The 20,717-nt window shown below is 42.4% G+C and carries 14 protein-coding genes; 10 read left to right on the top strand and 4 right to left on the bottom strand.

The genetic code is table 11. The features are described from left to right. Positions 1 to 77 precede the first annotated feature (77 nt). The 10 genes from DEM91_RS04860 (at position 78) to DEM91_RS04905 (ending at position 11,763) form a co-directional block, all read left to right on the top strand. Entirely contained in the window at positions 78 to 2,690 is a 2,613-nt protein-coding gene (locus DEM91_RS04860) for an SLBB domain-containing protein (protein WP_249858171.1), read from the top strand. A gap of 28 nt (positions 2,691 to 2,718) precedes the next feature. Further along, positions 2,719 to 3,768 carry a chain-length determining protein gene (locus DEM91_RS04865; protein ID WP_229039093.1) on the top strand — a complete coding sequence of 350 codons (1,050 nt, stop codon included), beginning with the start codon at positions 2,719 to 2,721 and terminating at the stop codon, positions 3,766 to 3,768. Positions 3,769 to 3,770: 2 nt separating this feature from the next. Then, a complete protein-coding gene (locus tag DEM91_RS04870) occupies positions 3,771 to 5,321 on the top strand; it encodes a lipopolysaccharide biosynthesis protein (protein WP_195252208.1) in 1,551 nt (516 codons plus the stop codon). Positions 5,322 to 5,323: 2 nt separating this feature from the next. Continuing rightward, positions 5,324 to 6,385 carry an EpsG family protein gene (locus tag DEM91_RS04875; RefSeq protein WP_195252207.1) on the top strand — a complete coding sequence of 354 codons (1,062 nt, stop codon included), beginning with the start codon at positions 5,324 to 5,326 and terminating at the stop codon, positions 6,383 to 6,385. Between the two features lie 16 nt (positions 6,386 to 6,401). Further along, positions 6,402 to 7,016 carry an acyltransferase gene (locus tag DEM91_RS04880; RefSeq protein WP_195252206.1) on the top strand — a complete coding sequence of 205 codons (615 nt, stop codon included), beginning with the start codon at positions 6,402 to 6,404 and terminating at the stop codon, positions 7,014 to 7,016. Between the two features lies 1 nt (position 7,017). Next, entirely contained in the window at positions 7,018 to 7,827 is an 810-nt protein-coding gene (locus DEM91_RS04885) for a hypothetical protein (RefSeq protein WP_195252205.1), read from the top strand. Positions 7,828 to 7,849: 22 nt separating this feature from the next. Then, positions 7,850 to 8,995: a glycoside hydrolase family 99-like domain-containing protein gene (locus tag DEM91_RS04890; protein ID WP_195252204.1), complete on the top strand. Its 1,146-nt coding sequence runs from the start codon at positions 7,850 to 7,852 to the stop codon at positions 8,993 to 8,995. Positions 8,996 to 9,151: 156 nt separating this feature from the next. After that, the gene (locus DEM91_RS04895) at positions 9,152 to 9,976 is read left to right on the top strand and encodes a glycosyltransferase (RefSeq protein WP_195252203.1); all 825 of its coding nucleotides are present in this window, start codon (positions 9,152 to 9,154) and stop codon (positions 9,974 to 9,976) included. Between the two features lie 37 nt (positions 9,977 to 10,013). After that, positions 10,014 to 10,955 (top strand): ATP-grasp fold amidoligase family protein, encoded by a 942-nt coding sequence (locus DEM91_RS04900; RefSeq protein WP_195252202.1) that lies wholly within the window; start codon positions 10,014 to 10,016, stop codon positions 10,953 to 10,955. Between the two features lie 13 nt (positions 10,956 to 10,968). After that, positions 10,969 to 11,763: a glycosyltransferase family 2 protein gene (locus tag DEM91_RS04905; protein ID WP_229039091.1), complete on the top strand. Its 795-nt coding sequence runs from the start codon at positions 10,969 to 10,971 to the stop codon at positions 11,761 to 11,763. Between the two features lie 311 nt (positions 11,764 to 12,074). Here the strand turns inward: DEM91_RS04905 and DEM91_RS04910 are convergent, their stop codons facing one another. From DEM91_RS04910 to DEM91_RS04925, 4 genes are all read right to left on the bottom strand, one after another. After that, the gene (locus DEM91_RS04910) at positions 12,075 to 15,614 is read right to left on the bottom strand and encodes a M60 family metallopeptidase (RefSeq protein WP_195252201.1); all 3,540 of its coding nucleotides are present in this window, start codon (positions 15,612 to 15,614) and stop codon (positions 12,075 to 12,077) included. Between the two features lie 109 nt (positions 15,615 to 15,723). After that, positions 15,724 to 17,562: a BACON domain-containing protein gene (locus tag DEM91_RS04915; RefSeq protein WP_249858159.1), complete on the bottom strand. Its 1,839-nt coding sequence runs from the start codon at positions 17,560 to 17,562 to the stop codon at positions 15,724 to 15,726. Positions 17,563 to 17,584: 22 nt separating this feature from the next. Continuing rightward, positions 17,585 to 18,619 carry a BT_3044 domain-containing protein gene (locus DEM91_RS04920; RefSeq protein WP_249858160.1) on the bottom strand — a complete coding sequence of 345 codons (1,035 nt, stop codon included), beginning with the start codon at positions 18,617 to 18,619 and terminating at the stop codon, positions 17,585 to 17,587. Between the two features lie 28 nt (positions 18,620 to 18,647). Beyond that, positions 18,648 to 20,702, bottom strand: coding sequence for a RagB/SusD family nutrient uptake outer membrane protein (locus DEM91_RS04925; protein WP_249858161.1), 2,055 nt, complete (start codon positions 20,700 to 20,702; stop codon positions 18,648 to 18,650). Between the last annotated feature and the right edge of the window lie 15 nt (positions 20,703 to 20,717).

A 20,717-nucleotide genomic window follows, 5' to 3' on the forward strand; every position in this document is an offset into this window, starting at 1 on the left:
ATAATTGACAAGTTTGTCCAAATGATATTTTTATAACTTTGAACATGATGATAAGAAAAAGTAACACCATTCTTGATATGAAAAGAATCGTTATCTATATCCTCTTTTTAGCACTCTGTCCAATTGCTACTCACGCCCAGTCGAGTATGACAGATGAGCAAATTCTTGAGTTTGTCTTAAAGGAAAATGCCGCTGGCACATCACAAGCACAAATCGTTACCAAGCTGATGCAGAAAGGTGTGAACATACAGCAGATACGAAGGGTGAGGGACAAATATGAACGACAGCGCAAGCAAAGCGGACTGGGCAATGTGGCTGACCAAACTGTTGCTCGGGCAGAGAGCAGGATGCGAGAAGCCAATGGCAACTCACATCAAGCAGCAAAACGATTTAATACGATCAAGAATAAAACAGACAATAGAGAGCAACAGTCTGTTCAACGCATTCAAGGACAACCATCATGGAAAGCAGAGTATGACGAAAATAGCGAAGATTTTCTGCGGATGCAGAATGAATTGCAGTATATCACACCAACCGACTCCATTGAATGGCTCAAACAGATTTTGAAAAAGCGTGAAGAAGAGAGGCGCAAAGTTTTTGGTCGTGACATCTTCAACAACGAAGAGTTGACCTTTGAACCCAGCATGAACATCGCTACACCGCAAAACTACCGGTTAGGTCCAGGCGATGCTGTTTATATTGACATCTATGGGGCATCCCAAAAATCTATACAAAGCACGGTATCGCCAGATGGCGATGTGAACATTGAGGGCTATGGACCTGTTCAGGTCAGCGGACTGACCATTGCACAAGCCAACCAACGCCTGCGTACACAACTCGGTGCACGATACAGTAGTAGCAAGGTGCGTCTGACATTAGGACAGAGTCGTACCATTACTATCAATGTCATGGGCGAGGTAATGACACCAGGAACTTATACCGTTTCAGCCTTTGCTTCGGTTTTTCATGCGCTGTACATGGCTGGAGGAACCAATAATTTAGGAACCCTACGTAACATCAAAATCTATCGCAATAACAAGTTGGTGTCTACTGCCGATGTTTACGACTATATCTTGAACGGCAAAATGAGAGGCAACGTACGTTTGGCAGATGGTGATGTAATCTATGTGGGACCCTACGACTGTTTGGTGAACATCACAGGTAAGGTGAAACGCCCCATGTTCTATGAAATGAAGAGCAACGAAAGCATGGGTACGCTATTGAAATATGCAGGAGGATTTACTGGAGACGCCTACAAAAAGGCGGTACGTGTGTTGCGAAAGACGGGACGTGAATACGCTGTTTTCAATGTGGCAGAGTTTGACATGAACTCATTTCATGTGGCAGACGGTGACTCGGTATCGGTAGATTCTATCATTCAGCGTTACAGTAACACGGTAGAAATCAAAGGAGCAGTATTCCGCCCTGGCATGTATCAATTGAGTAACGACATCAACAGCGTACGTACACTGATACAACATGCCGAAGGACTGAAGGAAGAAGCCTTCACCAACCGTGCCATTATCCACCGTTTGAAAACAGATCGCACACTAAAAGTGCTGTCGGTAGACGTGGCAGGTATCATGAACGGCACCACAGCCGATGTGCCCCTTCAGGAGAATGACGTGCTGTTTATTCCCACGAAAGAAGAACAAATGAACCAGCGCACCATCACCATTCATGGCGAAGTGCAATATCCTGGCATCTACAACTATGCCGATAACGAGACGTTAGAGGATTTCGTGTTGCAAGCAGGAGGTCTAAAAGAAACGGCATCTACCGTGAAAGTGGACGTAGCACGTCGCATCATCAACCCCAAAGCACTTACCACCGACTCGCTCATTGCCAAGACATATACCTTTGCTCTGAAGGATGGATTTGTGATTGACGGTGAACCTGGTTTTGTTTTACAACCCTATGATGAGGTTTATGTTCGTAAGAGTCCGGGTTATAGTGACCAGAAGAACGTAAGTGTAGAAGGGGAAGTGATGTTTAATGGCGTCTACACCCTGAACAAACGTAACATGCGACTCACCGATTTGCTGGAAGCAGCAGGCGGTGTAACCGATTTGGCATACGTCAGAGGCGCACGACTGGAAAGAATACCCAACGATATGGAACGCTCCAGAATGGAGACAGCCTTGAAGATGCAGGAAGAAGAGCTACAACGCCAGCTGTTACAAATGGCAGCAAACAACAATAATCCAGCAGGAATCCAACAATTAGGGCAAAACTCCTCCAACACTCAGCTTAGGAAGTTTGAGATTCCACGCTCGTTCCCTGTGGGCATTGAATTAGATAAGGCTATTGCTAATCCCAACAGCGATGCTAATATTGTACTGCGAGAGGGTGACCGATTGATTCTTCCCCAATACAGTGCGACGGTGAAGATAAATGGTGCTGTGATGTATCCTAACACAGTAGCCTACCAAAAAGGAAAGAAAGCCAAGTACTATATCAATGCAGCAGGAGGATTTGCCCAAAATGCTCGTAAAAGCAACGCTTATATCATCTACATGAACGGTATGGTAAACAAGGTTTCACAAGGAGCAAAAATAGAACCAGGTTGCGAAATTGTAGTTCCCAGCAAGCTATCTCGAAAGATGAGCATTGCTGAAACAATGAGCCTTGGTAGTGGCATCACCAGCATTGCTGCCATGATAGCAACAATTGCAAATATGGTGAAGTGAGATTAGATAAACAAAATAAAATAGAGATATGACAGGCAACAATGAAAATATAAAACAAATTGACTTTAACAAGATTATAAAACAGATAAGACCGTACAAAAAAGAGTACATCGTTACACTACCTATCGTCTTTGTTCTGTCTTTCTTGCTAATTATTTGTGTTCCACGCTATTACAACTCAACTGTCAAACTTGCTCCTGAATTATCAAGCCTAAATTCTAACTCATTATCTGATCTCGCATCTTCATTCGGTTTTGATATAGGGGGATCAGCGAAAAACGGAGATGCTATATTTCCTGAACTTTATCCAGACGTAATAAGCTCTAATGATTTTATTGTCAATCTCTTTAACATTAAAGTAGTTACCAAAGAAGGGAATCTTAAAACCACATATTTTAATTATTTGTCTAAATATCAAAAAAGTGCATGGTGGAACAAAGCTTTATATGGATTAAAAAGCATGTTTTCAAAGAACGAAGCATCTGTCAATAAATCACAGAAAGTAAATCCTTTCATGCTAACTAAAAAAGAAGATATGGTAGCAAAAGCTATCTCTGGAAAAATAAAATGCAGTGTTGACAAAAAAAATTATGTGATTTCCATAACAGTGGAAGACCAAGACCCACTAATTGCCGCTACGATTGCAGATACTGTAAGAGTGCATTTACAAAATTTCATCACAGCCTATCGAACAAAAAAAGCTATCAACGATTATAACCATATCAAACAATTAGTAGAAGACGTTAAAAGTAAGTATGAACAAAAGAGACGTCAGTACGGAGCTTATTCAGATGCCAATCAAGATGTTGTATTAGAGAGTTTTCGTCTCAAACAAAACGATCTTGAAAACGAAATGCAATTATATTACAACAATTACACTGCACTGCAAAACAAATTAGAAGTTGCAAGAGCTAAAGTCATGGAACAAACACCAGCTTTCACGACGCTCCAAAATGCTTCTGTACCGCTAAAGCCAACAGGACCTAAACGCATGCTCTTTGTTTTAGGAATGACGTTTTTAGCTTTTGTTGTTATCACATTGTACGCTTTGCGCAGTATGATATTCATAGAAGAATAAACATGAAAATGGATTGTTTGATGAGCAACCAGACAAAGACTAAAAGAATTGCGTACAACAGCGTTATTCTTTTTATTCGTATGCTCATCATCTCCCTCATTAATCTTTACGCCATAAGGTGGGTCTTGAAAAGTTTGGGGGTTGTAGACTATGGTATTTTCAATGCTGTGGCAGGCATTGTGCTTTTAGGAGCAAGCGTCAGCGGAGTGTTAGCCATGACCACACAGCGGTTTTACTCATACGCACTGGGTGAGAGAAGAGAGGATAAGGTTGCTAAAATATTTTCTGTTTCGTTAAACCTTGTGCTGATTCTTTCCGTCCTCATCATTGTTGTTTTAGAACTTGTGGGACCTCATTTCATCTCCACGCAAATGACCATACCTACACATCGACTAAATGCTGCCTTGTGGGTTTTTCATTTTTCCATTCTCTCCTTTGTACTCAGTTTTGCGCAGATTCCTTTCATGGGTTTAGTGTATGCCCAAGAAGATATGTGGATTTATGCGTTTATATCCATGATAGAATGCGTGTTAAAACTGCTTCTTGCCATATTTGTAGGAAAAATGATGGCCGACCATTTACAGATGTATGGCATCGGCTTGTCTGTCATTACCTTTCTCTCGCTACTTCAATACCTTTTCTTCTCCCTCAAAAGATATAAAAACTGCTGGTATGTGCTTGTTAAAGAAAAAAACATCTACCGTGAGTTCGCTGTTTTCTCTGGGTGGACACTCTTTAGCACCATAGCTGGCGTGGCGGTTATACAAGGTAGCGCAATCTTACTCAACACGTTTTTCTCTCCTCGTGTCAACTCCGATTATGCCATAGCCAACCAAATATACAATGCGTTGAACATGTTGATTGCCACGGTGTTCGTAGCATTCCGCCCCGTGATGATAAAATCGTATGCGGAGGGTAACACACAATACTTAGATAAGATATTTTCATTAAGCAACAAGGTTATTTACTACCTGTTATTGCTTGTAGCCATACCTGTATTTTTTGAAATGCAAACATTACTTACCTTTTGGTTAGGACAACAAGCCGTAACCCCGAACACCGTACTCTTCGCACGGCTTTACCTTGTTTATACGGTATGCCTGTCTCTTCATAATCCCATTACGGCTATTGTGCATGCAACGGGGAATATTAAGCAATACTGTATCATCGTAGAAAGCACGATGTTGTTATGCTTACCCCTATCATGGTTATCTTATAAAATGGGTGCCGCTCCATACATGCTTTTCGTAGCATTAGCAATCCTCAGCATCGTTGGTCATGCTTTGCGTTTATGGATTCTTAAAACAGTATACCACGCATTTGAGCTATCATCTTATTTGTGTTCGTTTCTCATTCCCGCTTGTCTCATTACAACAGGAAGTTATGTAACAGCTTTATGCGTTCATCAAACAGTCGAACAGCCTTTTCTTAGATTATGCCTTGTCAGCTTAGGCTCTATTATGGTTGTCGGTTTACTGTTGTATTCTTTCGGATTAAACAATGAGGAGAAGCAACATCTTGCTCGGCTGATTCTTAAATATAAATCAAAGTAGAAATGGCTTATATTGTCATTGTCATATATGTGATTTGTTGTTTCTTTGCTTTATTCGAAGAACGAATAAAGCAATATAGAACCGTAATTTATATAAGTTTAGGCTTTTTATTAGTACTCGTCGCAGGATTAAGACCGGTGGGTATAGATGCCGATTCTCTTAATTATGAAAATACATTTCTGAATTACACCTCTCCTAATGCTTCTGATAACGTAGAATACTCATACATCCTTTTTTCACAAATCATCAACTTTTTTACCAACGATGTCCATGTGCTATTTTTATTCTATGCGCTTTTAGGAGTAGGAATAAAAATATATGCGTTCAGGAAATACTCTTCCACTTGGTTTCTTTTTTTGGCTCTCTATATAAGTGATTATTATATCATGCATGAGTGTATGCAAATAAGAACTGGCGTGTTGTCAGGGCTTTTACTTGTGGCACTGACGAAAATAGGAGAAGGAAATAGAAAAGCTGCCGCTATCATCTTGTTGGTTGGTCTTTTCTTTCATTATTCAGCCCTTATTCTTCTACCCATTTTATTCTTATCCAATAGAGAGATGAACAAGAAACAAAGAACGAAATGGCTTGCCGTTGTTTTTGCCTCGTACCTTTTGTTCATCATCGGGCAGTCTTTTCTTGTTAATTTTGGTACAGATTTGCCATATATAGGTAACAAATTAGCATTATACCAAAAGGGGACGGAAACGGGAAAGATTTCAGCCTCAATAAACCCGTTGGGACCAATTTATTTGTTTGGCTTATTTCTTTATTTATACATTTTATACTTTTACGATACGATAAGTAAGCACAACAAATATCTACCACTATTGGTAAAAGTTTTTTCTTTAGGTTTCTTCTTTTTTGCGGCATTTTCATTCCTTCCTGTCTTTGGACAAAGGGTCAGTATGTTGTATAAAACCGTTAGTATTATTTTATTCGCCAACATTTATTACACCATACGCCCAAAATGGGTTGCTGTCAGTATTACTGCCTTAATCGGTTTGTTGTATTTAAACTATTCACTTCCAGAAATCGGACTTACTTTATTTTGGAAAGTATAATTATTAAATGAAACAAATGAAAAGAACAATTATTAAAGTTTTAGATACGATAGGACAACTTCTATCACACATATCTTTTGCAATAAGTTTTAAAAATGCGTCATCCATTCTCAACAGAATATACACAGGTTATATTAGACATAAATTCAAAAAAATAGGAAACTCCGTCATTTCTTATAAACCCTTAGTTTTATATGGTTGCAAAAATATAGAGATAGGAGATAATACAACTCTCGAAAAAGACCTTCAACTAACATCATGGGGAGGGAAAATATATATAGGCAATAGATGCCTGATACGCAGGGGAGCCCACATTACCGCTGCGAATAGTATCATAATCGGAGATAATCTCCTAACTGGGACGAATATTTTAATTACAGACAATTCCCATGGAGACACGGATAGTAAAACATTAAATATTCCTCCAGTAGAACGCCCCATTTTTAGTAAAGGACACGTTAAAATTGGTAATAATGTATGGCTGGGTAACAATGTATGCATAATGTCCAACGTTACAATTGGCGATTGTGTGGTAATTGGTGCCAATAGTGTGGTTACTCATAATATTCCAAGTTATGCAATAGCAGCAGGAATACCTGCAAGAATAATAAAAATAAGCAAAACAAAATAAAATGAACCAAGTACATCTTATTCCAACAGCAGGGCTATGCAATCGGATGCGCTCTATCGCGTCTGCCGTACACATAGCAAAGAAGCTAAATCTACCCTTACGCATATTTTGGAATCAATATGAAGGGCTAAATGCAAAATTCTCCGATTTGTTTCAGCCCATACCTGTTGAAAAAACTTTCGTTGAAGATACCCAAAAATGGAAGTACTGCATTAATTACAGGAAAGATTATCTGCTGCGGAGAATATTTCTCATGAACTATACGCAGGTCTTGTACAACATCAGCGTACGAAATGAGGAAAACATTTTCAGCAAGATAAAAAACAAACGAGGAGATTTGCTGCTTATCTCTTGTTTTGACATGTCTGAAATGTATCCATTACGACAGATTTTCATACCAACACCCGAAATACAAAGTATGATTGACGAAATGACAAGACAATTTACAAACCACACCATTGGTATTCATATTAGACGAACAGATAACACAATGTCTATACAAGAATCACCAATAAGTAGTTTTGTCGAATTTATGGAAAGAGAAATTGAGAAAGATGCGAAAGCAACTTTTTACATCGCTTCGGACGACAACGAAGTAAAAGAGTTCATGCGAAACAAGTTTTCTCATAAGGTGTTATTTTCAAACATAGAATTGTCTCGTTCTTCCTTGTCAGGCATGAAAATGGCTGTTTCAGAACTTTTCGCACTGAGCAAAACTTCTAAGATCTTAGGGAGTTATTATTCCTCATACTCACAAATAGCGGCGGAATTAGGTGGCATTCCTATTCAGTATGTATTGCAACAAAATTAAGAACGATAAAAATAAACAAACAATGAAAGCGAGAGTAATAGCATACTATCTTCCACAGTTTCATCCTATTCCCGAAAATGACAAGTTTTGGGGGAAAGGGTTCACCGAGTGGACGAACGTGGCAAAGGCGAAGCCACTGTTTAAGGGGCATTATCAACCACGCATACCAGCAGATTTAGGTTTTTATGACCTACGCCTGCCTGAAGTGCGAGAACAACAAGCGCAAATGGCTCGCAAAGTTGGTATAGAGGGATTTTGCTATTGGCACTACTGGTTTGGCAACGGCAAGAGATTGCTGCAGCGTCCTTTCAATGAAGTATTGCAAAGCGGAAAGCCCGACTTCCCCTTTTGCTTGGCATGGGCAAACCATTCATGGAAAACGACAACGTGGGAGAATGGAGGAAAAGACCGCATGATTGTGAAGCAACGTTATCTTGGTGAAGAAGATTACACCATGCACTTTCAAGAAGTATTACCTGCTTTTAGGGATAAACGCTATATAACCATTGAAGGTAAACCGCTGTTTGCCATTTTCGACCCCTATAACTTTCAGGATGTGTCTAACTTTATAAAGACTTGGCAACGTTTGGCAAAAGGGAATGGGCTGAAAGGTATTTACTTCATCGCCATGAGCAACTCTACATCAACGTTACAGCGCAATGCAGACGGCACCCTAAAGCGTGTTGCCCCTAATTTGCAATCAAGTGAAAGGGTCTATAATGATTTACTCAACTTAGGGTTTAATGGCATTAATTCGTTTGGCAAGTCACGTGCGGAAATGCTCTACATGGGAAAATATATGCGTGCTGTGAAAAAACTATTACATCAGTACTTGCCATTCTTGCCTACACATTGTATTAATTACGAAAAGATAACCCAACACTTCTTCGCCCCAGAGGATAATTGGCAAAATGTCTATCCCTCAATTTTTCCCCAATGGGACAGAACTCCACGAGCTGGTAACAGTGAGGGGGTATATATCAATGCTACTCCTACGGGCTTTAAGAAGCACATTCAAGATGCATTGAATATTATTAAGAATAAAGACGTGGAACATCAAATTCTCTTTCTTCGCTCATGGAACGAATGGGGAGAAGGCAACTATGTTGAACCCGACTTGAAATATGGTCATGGCTTTTTAGATGCTATCAAAGAAACCATTGTGTAATTTGAAAGCAGCCTGCGTGTATCTGTACAACACTATCAAATAAATACTATCCTTAGTCAAAAAATATATTTATCTTTGCAATAAGAAAAATAAAGTTACAAAATTTAGAGGTGTACAAATAAAGACAACTCATTGGAATTATAAAATAAACTACTTATGAACACAGATTTAATTTCTGTCATCATACCCTCCTACAAACCAGACAACTATATTTACAGATGCTTGGAGAGTGTCGCCAGACAAGACATAGACAAGCAACGCTACGAAGTTATTATAGTACTGAATGGATGCAACGAACCTTATTATACTGACATTAAGTTGTTTTTGCAACAAAAGTTTCAGGGAATCAAAACCTTGCTTTTGCAAACTGACGTTCCAGGCGTATCTAATGCCCGCAACATAGGCTTAGACAACGCACGGGGAGAATACATCACTTTTATTGACGATGATGATTGGGTGTCGAATAATTTCCTTCGTAATTTATCTGAAAAGTCAGACAAAAATAAAATTATCGTATCTAACATCCTATTAATAAATGAGAATAGTAAGCAACAAGAAACATGTTTCTTAAACAAGACATTTAGTAAAAACAAAAATAATACAAATCCTTCTATCTTTTCAGCAAGAGGTTTTATGTCTAATGCTTGTGAGAAACTGATTCCTCAAAATGCAATTCAAAAGGATAGATTTCCTGTAGAGTTTGAATTAGGAGAAGATTCTATTTTTATGTTTGCAATTTCTAAGCGAATAAACAAAATAGAACTAACATCATCTGACACAATTTATTATATTAATAAGCGAGCAACGTCTTCATCACGAAGCCTTGACCGTCCTTTTACATTTAGACTGAAGCTTGCCTTAAAACAAATTTCTGCTTACACCTTAATATATATAAATGATATTACGAATTATAATAGTCTTTTCTTTTTAACAAGGATTGTAGCCTCTTTACGAAAGATCGTAACAAAAAAATACATCTAAAACAGCAATAGCACATTTCATCATCAAAAAACTGAATATGAACGAACGGATAAAAAGTCTATCATCGCCATTGATAAAATTAATTGAAAATATCGCCTCTTCTCATCCTAAAATCGTAACTAATATCCGTTATTTATTCCGATTTGGCAAATTTCCGAATTTAAGAAATCCTAAAAGTTTAAATGAGAAAATTCTTTATTTAAAGCTTAATAGTAATACATCTTGTTGGACTTATCTGGCTGACAAATACAAAGTAAGAGAATATGTCAAATATTGTGGATTGCAAGATATTCTTATCCCTTTATATGGAGTTTGGAAACATCCTTCTGAAATAGATTTTAATTTATTGCCTCAGCAGTTCATGCTTAAAGCTAATAATGGTGATGGAAAAGGAACTAATAAGATGATAATTAAAAATGAATTGTCAAAGACAGAATACCAAAAACTTTATATTATGTTAGAGGAGTGGATTTCCCGAAAGAAAATAGGATCATTATCAGCAGAACCGCAGTATAAAAATATTCCACCACGAATTATTGCAGAAAAAGTACTCCATAAACATATGAAAGATTCATCGCTTATCGATTATAAAATATGGTGTTTTAATGGAAAGCCGTATTCTATTTTAGTATGCTACAATCGTCAGAAAACTACAACTTGCTTGGGTTGTTATGATTTAACTTGGACTTTCCAACCAAATAACATGAGAGGTACGAAACATTTTCATATTGCAACTACGCCACTTCCAAAACCTAAACACCTTGATGAAATGATTAAAATAGCTGCAAAATTATCAAATCCTTTTCCACAAGTGAGAGTTGATTTGTATGAAGCAGAAAACAAAGTCTGGTTTGGAGAGTTAACGTTTACAAGTCTTGGTGGTTTTATGAATTATTACACAAATCAATATCTTATTGAAATGGGTCAATTGGTTGATTTAAAGTTTTCCCAAAATGTAGATTATAGTTTTACATATTAATACAAATATTATCATGTCTCAAGATTTAGTTTCCGTCATCATCCCTTGCTACAACGCTGGTAGCTACTTGCGAGCGTGTGTAGAGAGTGTGCTGCGGCAAACTTATCGACACATAGAGGTCCTGATTATTGACGACTGTTCCACACAGGAAGAAACTCACAAAGTACTTGACGAGTTAGAGCAAACAGATAACAGAATTAAGATATTCTATTTGGACAAAAACTCTGGACCTGCCGTAGCTCGAAATGAAGGGATAATTCGTGCTCAAGGACGTTACATTGCATTTTGCGATAGTGACGACATGTGGCATCCCACCAAATTAGAGCGACAAATTGCTTACATGGAAGAAAAACAATGCGCACTTTGCAGCACCTCTTATTATATTGTTGATGAGAGCAATTCTATTATTGGCATTGTACGTTCTCCAAGCAAAATAACCTACCAAATGTACAAACGCGACAATAAGATAGGATGCCTCACAGCTATTTATGATACAAAACTATTAGGCAAAAAATACTTCATGCCGCTCCTCCGTAAACGTCAAGACTGGGGGCTATTTATGAAAATTCTGAGGGATATCAAGTTTTGTTACCCTGTCACGCAACCATTGGCTTACTATCGAAGACGCCAAAACTCTATTTCAAGTGACAAAACCTCACTCATAAAATATAATGTCAATATCTACAAACAGATATTAGGCTACCCTACGCTCAAGGCTTATCTATATTTCTTTTTCAGTTTCTTACCAACGTATTTATTGAAAGTTGTTAAGATAAAATGGGATAGCTATCTGCTACGGAAGAAATAATAAGCTAACTGTTCACGACTCTCACTCTACTTTCATTTCAGTTGCATCACTGTGATTGAACAGTAGCAATGCAAGCAAGTTTGAACGTAAGCAAAGTAGATTAACCGTTCTGTGCATTTAAAAATGGTGTGCCCATTTGGACACACCATTTTTATTTGTTAGTGGTTGGTTCTAAAATTACCACCGTATGTATTCCTTTGAGAAGAGCTTCAAAAGTTGGAAAGGGGAATAACAAACCGTTTATGAGTTCATTCTCTCCTTTCCAACTTGTTTACAGGGTTCGTCTGTGGCGGATGACCTCAGATGAAGCACTATCGGCCCATGTGCACAGTGTGGCTGACCTTTGTGTCGAGCTGCGTAATGATATATACGCCTTTCGGTAGCTGACTCTTGGCCTGAGCTATGGTTATGTGGCGTGCCACACATACGCCGTCAAGGGTGTGCACGTCTACCATTGCGTTGGCTGGCAAGTTGCGAATGGCATCAATACCAGAAGGAATGGCTGTTGTTACCAGCGCATCGAGTCCGCTGGCTTGTGCAGCCTTAATTACAGGCTGTTCTCCTCCCAGCTTGTTTACTACGGAGGAGGGTAGTTGTACACGGTCGGTGTTGGCAATGAACAATAGGTTACCCTTAGTATCGTAGAACTTGTACCCCATGGTGCCAGGCAGCACGTGGTCAAAGGCTATGCTCATGGTGCCATCGTTGTTCTTCACGCACTGTAGTAGACGTGCGCCACCAGGTTGTTGGGCGCTGGGCTTGAAGTCTTCCCACTGTCCATGATCACCCATCTTGCCAATGGCTACCCAGTCGTCGTAGTCGCGACGCATGGTGCCGGCTGGTGCACCTTCATAGGTGGCTGGCGAGCGTCGTATGTGATCGTCGATGAACACAATATTACCTAACTTCTTGGGATAGGCGTGCATTTTTGCCAATACTGCGTCAATTTGCGCTTGAGTGGCAGTGAGACGTTTCTCGCTGTAGTCACCCACCACCTTTTGATGTACTGGGACGAAGAATCCGTACATTTGGAACAACTCAGATAAGTCGGCGTTGGCTGCCTCACAGCACTTGAGCGCAAACTTGAGCCATTCGTCGGGACCGTTGATATCGTAGGGCTTCTTCATCGGGTCGTCGTTGAGTAGCTGGAAGAGCTTTTGGTAGAAATCAGGCTGGTTACCAGCTGCGTGGAAATACAGCCACAGCTTGAAATATAGTTGTGTCTTGCACCAAATATTATAGTCGGCAAAATGGTTACCCGCTACGTATTGTTCGGAAATAAACTGGCTACTACCATTACCGCGCGAGGTCATAACACCTTGATTGAACACGGCTACGTTGGAGAACAGGTTGTTAGAAACCTCAGTGCATCCGTGCATGTTGATGAGGTTTTGATGACAGTGTCCCATTTCGTGTGCGGGTCCCCAGATGCTTCCTCCCAAGCGCATGCTCTCGTAGTTCATAACACTCAACAGTGTTCCCTCCTCGTAGTAGGAACCGAAAGTGGTGGCGTACATGTACGAGCTTTGTACGCTGGTGGCATTGAGCACGTTGTTGCATCGGTCAGCCACTTTAGCTTGTAGTCCTTTGAGGTCTACCTCCATCTGCACAATTCCGTCCCAAATCTTGAGCAGGTTGGCCATGGGACCAGGACAGGCGGCCTTTACCTTGGCAGCATTCATATGGAACACCACGTTCTTGGTCTTCAGGTTCACGGCCTTTGCCTGCAGCAGTCCGTCGCTTATCAGATCTTTCCATACTTGGTTGTCGTCACCCTTGGTCAGGTCGAAGTATCCGTTGACGCTTCCGCCCTCGATGTGTATTTTGATGTCTGGGAACTGAGCGAGTTTCATTCCCGAGTTGTGGGTGTTTACTATGTAGCGAATGAACAGGTTGGCCTGTTTCTCCACGGCAATGACGTTAAGTCCCTTCTTCAACTTGATGCGGTTGCCCTCTACACTGCACAGCTCCACCGTCTCTGCCTCGAGGGTGGCATTGGCTGGCACGTCGCTATCCACGAACAACAAAAGGGTATTCTTGGGGTAAGCCGTAATGCCAGTAGGATTGGTAAGGTTACCAAACTTATAACTCATGCCCACCTTCCATGCCCAGTGGTCGTTGTCGGAGTAGGGCTTGTAGGAAGCAATGCGGAAACGCTCTTCCCAGTTATTACCACTGGCATAGGTTGTCCATGCCTGGTCTTTAATCTTCAGCACGACATTCTGCAAAATAACAGGAATGCCATCGTTTTGCATCTCTGTCTTTAGGTTTTCGTTAGATTTACCAGCATATGCAGGAGCTATTTTCGTGGCAGCTGCGTCAGCAAAATATTTGGACAACTTCTGCCAATGGACATTAGCATTGTCTTTCAGGTTGTGGAATGCTTGATATTCTTCTTGCGCTTTTCGTAATTTTTCCTCGTCAACCTTCATCTCATATAGCACCCAATTGTTGGCGGATGCCGACGTATGCCAGCCCACAGCCTGATAACCTTGCGACTGTCCGCAATGAATGCCCACGCCAAAGACATCGTCCATGGTAAACATCAGATTGAAAGGATCATTCACCTCATTGAACTTGAACCCTCCGTTGGAACGGGCTGCCGTACGATATGGCTGGCTCAAGGCTCCGCTTTGTCGCTGTATCATTTGATTGGTGTAGGCATTCACCAAGTCGAACCGATCGCCTTTAGCAACCAATTTCCACACTTGCGCATAGTCATTGGCAATGGTAGTGTTCTCTGTGGTAACGGTGCCGTTTGCATAGTCTATCTTGAGCGGTCGTTTGTAATCAACACACACGATGCGATAGTATTTGCCGTCTTCGGGGCGTTTCGCTCCTGATAGTTGTGTGAGGCGTTGCTTTACCTGTTCGTTGCTGATACCTGCTTCTCTAATAACCCACTCGGAAGGCGTGATTTGCCCACCAGGAGCTGCGGGGCGCCATGGCACCACTCTCAGGTCACCGTCGCCATGCAGGCCTTCATTGTTGTCATTGGTATTGGCAATGTCCCAATAGGTATTGCCGTTGACAAATCCGAAACGCTTAAACCAAAAAGCGTAAGGATTGGCACCAGTGTAATAGTTGGTGTACTTGGTGGACTGTTTCTGTACGTAACGTCCCGTACCAAGGTTTTGCAAAACCGACTGACCGTTTATCACCCTCATCACCCACACGTCGTCAAACTTAGTGGGGGTGGGTTTGGTGCTGCGGATATTCAACTTGTGGTCGGACCCCTCGTACATATATAGCTCGGTGCCAGGCTTGCGCTGGGTGTTGATGATGTAGTAAGCAGCTTGTATGAGCTGTTGCTTTTCTTTCAAACGTTGCTGCATCTCGGAGGTGAGGGTCACCTCCTCGAACTGCCACTCTGAAGGGCGGTTGGATTCTGAAGTGGTGGTGGGGAACCAGCGCACCACACGCTGTCCCTGTGCCTCGTGCATACAGAATCTGCCAGTAGAGTGCATCAAATTGTAGCATTCTACATCGGTACGTGCAGTATTTCTTTTTATATTAAAGATAAAGGGGTTGTTACCTGTGGTGTACATGGTCTCATTTTCGTACACGGTTCCAACGTAAGCTCCCGAGCCCACGTTGCGCAGGGTGTACCCCTCACCGCTCTTGGTCAGCACAAACACTTGGTAAAAGTCTTTGTCGTTTTCAGTGGCGGTAGTCTTAAGTTGACTTGTCGCCTGGTCTTCGTACATCAGGTGTCCTGCGTAGTTAGTATTCCACAGTCGATATGCCTTTCCGTCTGCTGGTGTGCTATAATTGGTGGCACTAACTGGCAGGAAGCCAAATATTGTGCAACATAGCATGAACAGCCAGCTTGTTATTTTTCTTGTTTTCATTGACTTATGTAGTTGAGAATGTTTGTAAAAAAAAAGACATGCCCTAACTATGTAGAAAGCGCATGTCTTTCGCTAAGGGTATAGTACCAGCTTGTGGCACTATTCCATATTAGAATCTTTTTGCTCCAAGTATGGTTTCAAGGTTTTTCTGTGCCCATGCCTCATCATGCACCTCGAAGAGACGCAGTTCAGACATGTTGAACCAGTCTGAGCTGGTACCAGTGAGTCCTAAAGGATCTTTGTTGCGGCGTGCCAAAGGTACGAACCTCAGGTACTCATAGCTCTCGGCAGTTTTGATGTGATTTTGAGCTACGCCCTGCTTTCCACGTCCTTCTGGCAGTTTGTAGGTAATGATACCCAAACTTGTCCATGCACCATCGGCATCGGCACCAGAGTGACTTCCAAATACTTCGGCTCGTTTCACGTCACCACCACCGTCACCATTGCCACGACCCATGTAGTCGAAGTAGAACTCGCCAGCAGATGGCTTGTTTAGGTGTATCTGTATGCGGTGTGGCTTTCCATCGGGTGCATCCTTGCCCCAGAACGAATGATAGAAGGTACTGGTGTTGTTATCTATCAATCCAGGTATTCCTTGTCCATCGTCTTCCTGTGTGGCATTGGCTGTTATCATGTCAGCGGTGAGCGTTACACTTACTTGCTCGGACCATACGTCTGAAGTACCTGTCACCTTCACAGGCTGTTTGGTTTCCAAACCTGTAGGACCATAAGAAAGGATCGTGAACTCATATTCTCCAGCAAACTTGAAGGTATTCTTAAAGGTAATGGAGTTGTTGTTCATGTCAGTGAGGGTCTTCTTCACCGTCTTACCTACCTTGGCGTTGTACATGGTGATGACCAACTTGGTATAGTTCACTACTTCAGGTTGATCCCAAGTAAGGGTAATCTGTCCCTTCTCAGCCTTAGTCTTGGCATTGACAACATTGAACGGTGGCACAGGTGTAAACTTGTTCTGCTTGATAGTGACAACGTATAACCTGTTGTTATTTTCGCTCTTCAAGGTAATAGTACCCGTACGTGGCTGGTCAGTTAAGTTCATATCAACCTTACCAAGCAGTTCACCATCGGTATTACTCAGCTGCTTTTTATCTGCATGCAACCACGAGGCAGCATTGTCGGACACAGTGACAGTCCACTTGCCGTCTTTCTCGTTTTGCACATAAGGGATGCGTATCTTGCCACCCAAGTCGCCGATTTCGTAACTCGTATTGCCGTAGCAAGGGATTACCTTGTATCCTACGCGGCTCTGTATCAAGACAAATTCTTGCGTAGCATCCCAGTTTTGAGACGATTGCAAGATCATGGTGCAGTAACGGTCAGCCTTGGTCTTATTGGGGTCGAGGCGCAGCTTGATGAGTTTTCGTCCTTGTGCATCTTCTTCCAACTTTTCATTAGCGTCGAAGTGTACCCATGATGTGGTGTCTGGTACAAGGATATGGTCGATGTTGAGGTTGGTGGAAACGGGAGCAACAAACTCAGTCTCATTTCCTTCTACGTATGCCACGAATCCATTCTTTCGCATAATGAAACCACCATCTTCAACGAGATTCAGTGTGGCTTCGTGTCCTACCTGTATCACCTGAACGTTATACTCTTGGTGTCCGTACTTTACGGTTACCACAGCCTTGCGTGGCTGGTATCCATCGTATGTACCAGCCTTTACAAGTACCTTGTCATTGGCTTTTTCCACCGTACACCAGTCAGCATTCGCTTCAGCGTTCCAGTTTTCTTTCGCCACGTTGGTTACCACATCGATAGTCCGCTCACCACCTTCACGCTGGAAGGTGATGAGTGCCTGGCTCTTGTGAGGAACTTCAAGCAGAGACTTGTCAAAGTTCGTCTCGTAGTCGGGCGAGCAGGCTGTGAACGTCGCAGTAAGTGTTGCGACCAGCATTGCCGAAGCAATGATTATCTTATTTTTCTTCATTTTTCTAAATGTTTAAGGTTTCTTACAATTGCTCTGCCCTTGGGTTATATTGGTGGCGAAGCTTTGCCTTCACTTCCTTGAAAGGACCTGGCTTGTTGGTGCCATCTTTCTGTGGGTTGAGTAGGCGATACTTGTAATGTACACGAAACTCTTTATAATAGGTGGAGTTGCCGCCTCCCAGTGCAACGAGTTCGTTGAGGTAGAAAGTGTTGTCGTATTCCCCGATGGGGGTGAGCATGACTACTTCCATTTCATTTGCATCGTAGGGAGTTACTACTGCCTCGCGCTTCTTAGGGTCGGTTTGCAGTTGTTTACCCACGGTAAAGACCACACTCTTCTGCTTGATTTGTGGAGCTGCCTTCTTGTAGTCTCCATAATCCTCATTACCAGCCAACATACGAACAGAGTTCACCGTAAGTGGAAAAGCTCTAAGCGTATTGGTTGGACGGGCAGTCTCACTGTTGCTCAGGTTTACCACAGTGGTGCTGTTGTAGTTGTATGTAATTTGCGTTTTGGTAGAAGCAAACTCGTTCTTCCAATGAATGCGCAGCAACACCTCTTTCTTCTTATTATTGAACGGTGTAGTGGATTTTGGATCCAGCTTATAGTTCAAGAAATAGATGCTATCTGGCGACAGCTTGTCAAGGTTCTTGAGCTTGATAGGAAACTTTACCTGTGACTCACCAGCCTTTATCACACCATTGAGTGCAGGTTCTTCATAGCACTCTTCGGGCAACAGCTTGGCAAAGCGTGTGGAGTCGATGTCATAGTTCGACTTGTTGAACACTTTGAACAGCGAGTCGGAGTGTACGATACTCACAGGTACGCTTTCCGAAGGTAGCTGTGAGCCACTGATGCCTACCACCAAGTTGATGACGGCACCATTTGTGGATGTCTCTGCCTCCATGTCTACGCACTGCCTGTCGTACACACCGTCTGAGTTTTGCAGCAAGTAGCTTTCTTTCTTGTATTGCTCTTGGTCGAAGTCGTATGTCTCGCATGAGAAGAGCGTGATGCCGACAGCCAGCAGCAACAATTTATAAATCTTATTGTTCATCATCATTTTGTTTGTCTATGGTTTGTGATTATCTTTCCCATCCCCAGTTTTGATCCATCTTTGGCAGCTTAAGCAACTCGTAATGGTTGAGCGGCAAGAATATCATCTTAGGTTTGGCAATACGGTCTCTATAGTTCTGCTCGTCTATCTGCACGATGTTCCAAAAACCTCCGTTGGAGTTGGTATCATCGCGATCTTTACTTACATCTAATCCTCGCCAGTTGCTACTATTAGCATCTTCGTCGAGATAGGTTCCCCAACGACGAGTATCGAAGTAGCGGTAGCCTTCATTGAACAACTCAACTTGTCGCTCGTTCCTGATGACCTTCTCGAAAGCATTCTTGTCATTCAGGGTAGAGGCTTCTACACCGGGGAGTCCTACTCGGTAGCGTATCATGTTGAAATACTTCGCCATGAATTCTGCATCACGACTGATGCTTACGTCTACCAGCTCTCCACTGCGGTTCCATGTCTTCACCGTTGGATTGCCCTCAATGTTGTTCATCGCCTCACACAGTTCGAGCAGAACTTCTGCATAACGGATGATAGGATATGGCTTCATCGTTTTCATCACTCCATTCGTATTGGGTGCCCATGAGTCGTCTGGGTGTACATACTTCACCGAGGTATATCCTGTGATGTTTACGTCATTAGGATTGTTCTGCGCTCCTGCCTTTCCTGCTATTCCGTCACTGTTGTCGTACCAGAATTGCTTATTGGTTTTGGAACCGTCGGCACTGGCAGAGTTCATCTCCCATACACGTCCAGGGAAACCAATGCTTGCGTAGAAACGTGCCGAGCGGTTGGCATACATATTTGGGATGCCCGACTTAAGTACGAAAGTAGAGAGATTTTGTGCCTTCTCTGTGGTGTTCTCAAAATCAGCGTCATACAAGCTGGAGTTAGCTGGCAACTTTCCGTCTGCCGTTAAGAAGCAGTCTATTACGCGTTGTGGCACGCTCAGACCACCCCAGCCACCAAGTCCACCACCCACTGGGAAGCAATGTTGTGTGTACTGAATTACGCTACCCGAAACTGCGTGAGCCCATATGAACTCGCGGTTCACCATTGGCAATCCCTCACCGTTGAACATGTCAGCAAACGAGTGGTAGGGGTCGATACCTCCCACACCCTCTGGAAATTCCTTGTTACGCAACGATTCGTCTACGTTGTCAAGTGGATAGGGGAATTCCTTATCAGCCTTTACCGTGTGTAGCTCGTAGTAGTTCATGTCTACCACTTGTTTGGCTGCTGCGGCTGCCACTGCCCACCGGTTGGGATCATAGTCCTGATTGATGTAATTAGCACCATCGCTCTTACGCTTCCAACCATTGAAACAACGACGTGCGCTATCTCCTCCGTTAAAGGTAGGCGATGCCTGTATGAGTCGAAGGCGAGCAATCAATGCCAATGCAGCACCCTTGGTAGGACGTGAGAAATAAGCGAGTGACTGATCTTGCGGTTCAGAGATACCCTTTAATGAGAGGGCAAACTCGTTACAGATGTAGTCTATCGACTCATCAAACGTAGCACGCTCACGGTTGTAGTACTCGCTGTCTTTATCGGTAGGGATAATCTCGTCGCCCACGATGAGCAGCGGTCCCCAGTTCATCAACAAGTGGTAGTAAGCCCAGCCACGCATGAAGTGTACGTAGGCTTTGTATTCGCGTCGATCGCCGTCGCTCATATCTGCCACTTTGTCAACGTTGGCGAGCATCTTGTTGCAACGCTGCACAATGACGTACATGTTTTTCCACAAGTACCAGTTGGGGATGTTGGTTTCGTTGATATTTCCAACGGTGAACTGTGCGCCCCAAAACTCTGACGTCTGCCATTTCACGGCTATCTCGTCCGAAGCGGTCTCGCCAGGATTCCACGAGCCTCCCCAAATATTTCCTTCGTGTGGGAATTCTTGTGGGGTATTCCACAAATATCCTTCTGCGTTCTGCTTGCTGTGGAAGACAGAGTCCTCCTTGAACGTAGCTTGGAAATAATTGTCCACGTCCAGAAAGTCGCAGGATGTAAGCATGCCGCTGGCAGCCATGAGGCCTGCACCAGCTATGGTCATGATGATTTTTTTCATATTGTAATATCGTTT

Origin of the sequence: Prevotella sp. TCVGH (assembly GCF_023522295.1) — a bacterium.
Lineage (GTDB): Bacteria > Bacteroidota > Bacteroidia > Bacteroidales > Bacteroidaceae > Prevotella > Prevotella timonensis.

Excerpts from the sequence above, each read along its gene's own strand:
- DEM91_RS04860 (WP_249858171.1), top strand. The coding sequence starts at position 78 with ATGAAAAGAATCGTTATCTATATCCTCTTTTTAGCACTCTGTCCAATT.
- DEM91_RS04865 (WP_229039093.1), top strand. The coding sequence starts at position 2,719 with ATGACAGGCAACAATGAAAATATAAAACAAATTGACTTTAACAAGATT.
- DEM91_RS04870 (WP_195252208.1), top strand. The coding sequence starts at position 3,771 with ATGAAAATGGATTGTTTGATGAGCAACCAGACAAAGACTAAAAGAATT.
- DEM91_RS04875 (WP_195252207.1), top strand. The coding sequence starts at position 5,324 with ATGGCTTATATTGTCATTGTCATATATGTGATTTGTTGTTTCTTTGCT.
- DEM91_RS04880 (WP_195252206.1), top strand. The coding sequence starts at position 6,402 with ATGAAAAGAACAATTATTAAAGTTTTAGATACGATAGGACAACTTCTA.
- DEM91_RS04885 (WP_195252205.1), top strand. The coding sequence starts at position 7,018 with ATGAACCAAGTACATCTTATTCCAACAGCAGGGCTATGCAATCGGATG.
- DEM91_RS04890 (WP_195252204.1), top strand. The coding sequence starts at position 7,850 with ATGAAAGCGAGAGTAATAGCATACTATCTTCCACAGTTTCATCCTATT.
- DEM91_RS04895 (WP_195252203.1), top strand. The coding sequence starts at position 9,152 with ATGAACACAGATTTAATTTCTGTCATCATACCCTCCTACAAACCAGAC.
- DEM91_RS04900 (WP_195252202.1), top strand. The coding sequence starts at position 10,014 with ATGAACGAACGGATAAAAAGTCTATCATCGCCATTGATAAAATTAATT.
- DEM91_RS04905 (WP_229039091.1), top strand. The coding sequence starts at position 10,969 with ATGTCTCAAGATTTAGTTTCCGTCATCATCCCTTGCTACAACGCTGGT.
- DEM91_RS04910 (WP_195252201.1), bottom strand. The coding sequence starts at position 15,614 with ATGAAAACAAGAAAAATAACAAGCTGGCTGTTCATGCTATGTTGCACA.
- DEM91_RS04915 (WP_249858159.1), bottom strand. The coding sequence starts at position 17,562 with ATGAAGAAAAATAAGATAATCATTGCTTCGGCAATGCTGGTCGCAACA.
- DEM91_RS04920 (WP_249858160.1), bottom strand. The coding sequence starts at position 18,619 with ATGAACAATAAGATTTATAAATTGTTGCTGCTGGCTGTCGGCATCACG.
- DEM91_RS04925 (WP_249858161.1), bottom strand. The coding sequence starts at position 20,702 with ATGAAAAAAATCATCATGACCATAGCTGGTGCAGGCCTCATGGCTGCC.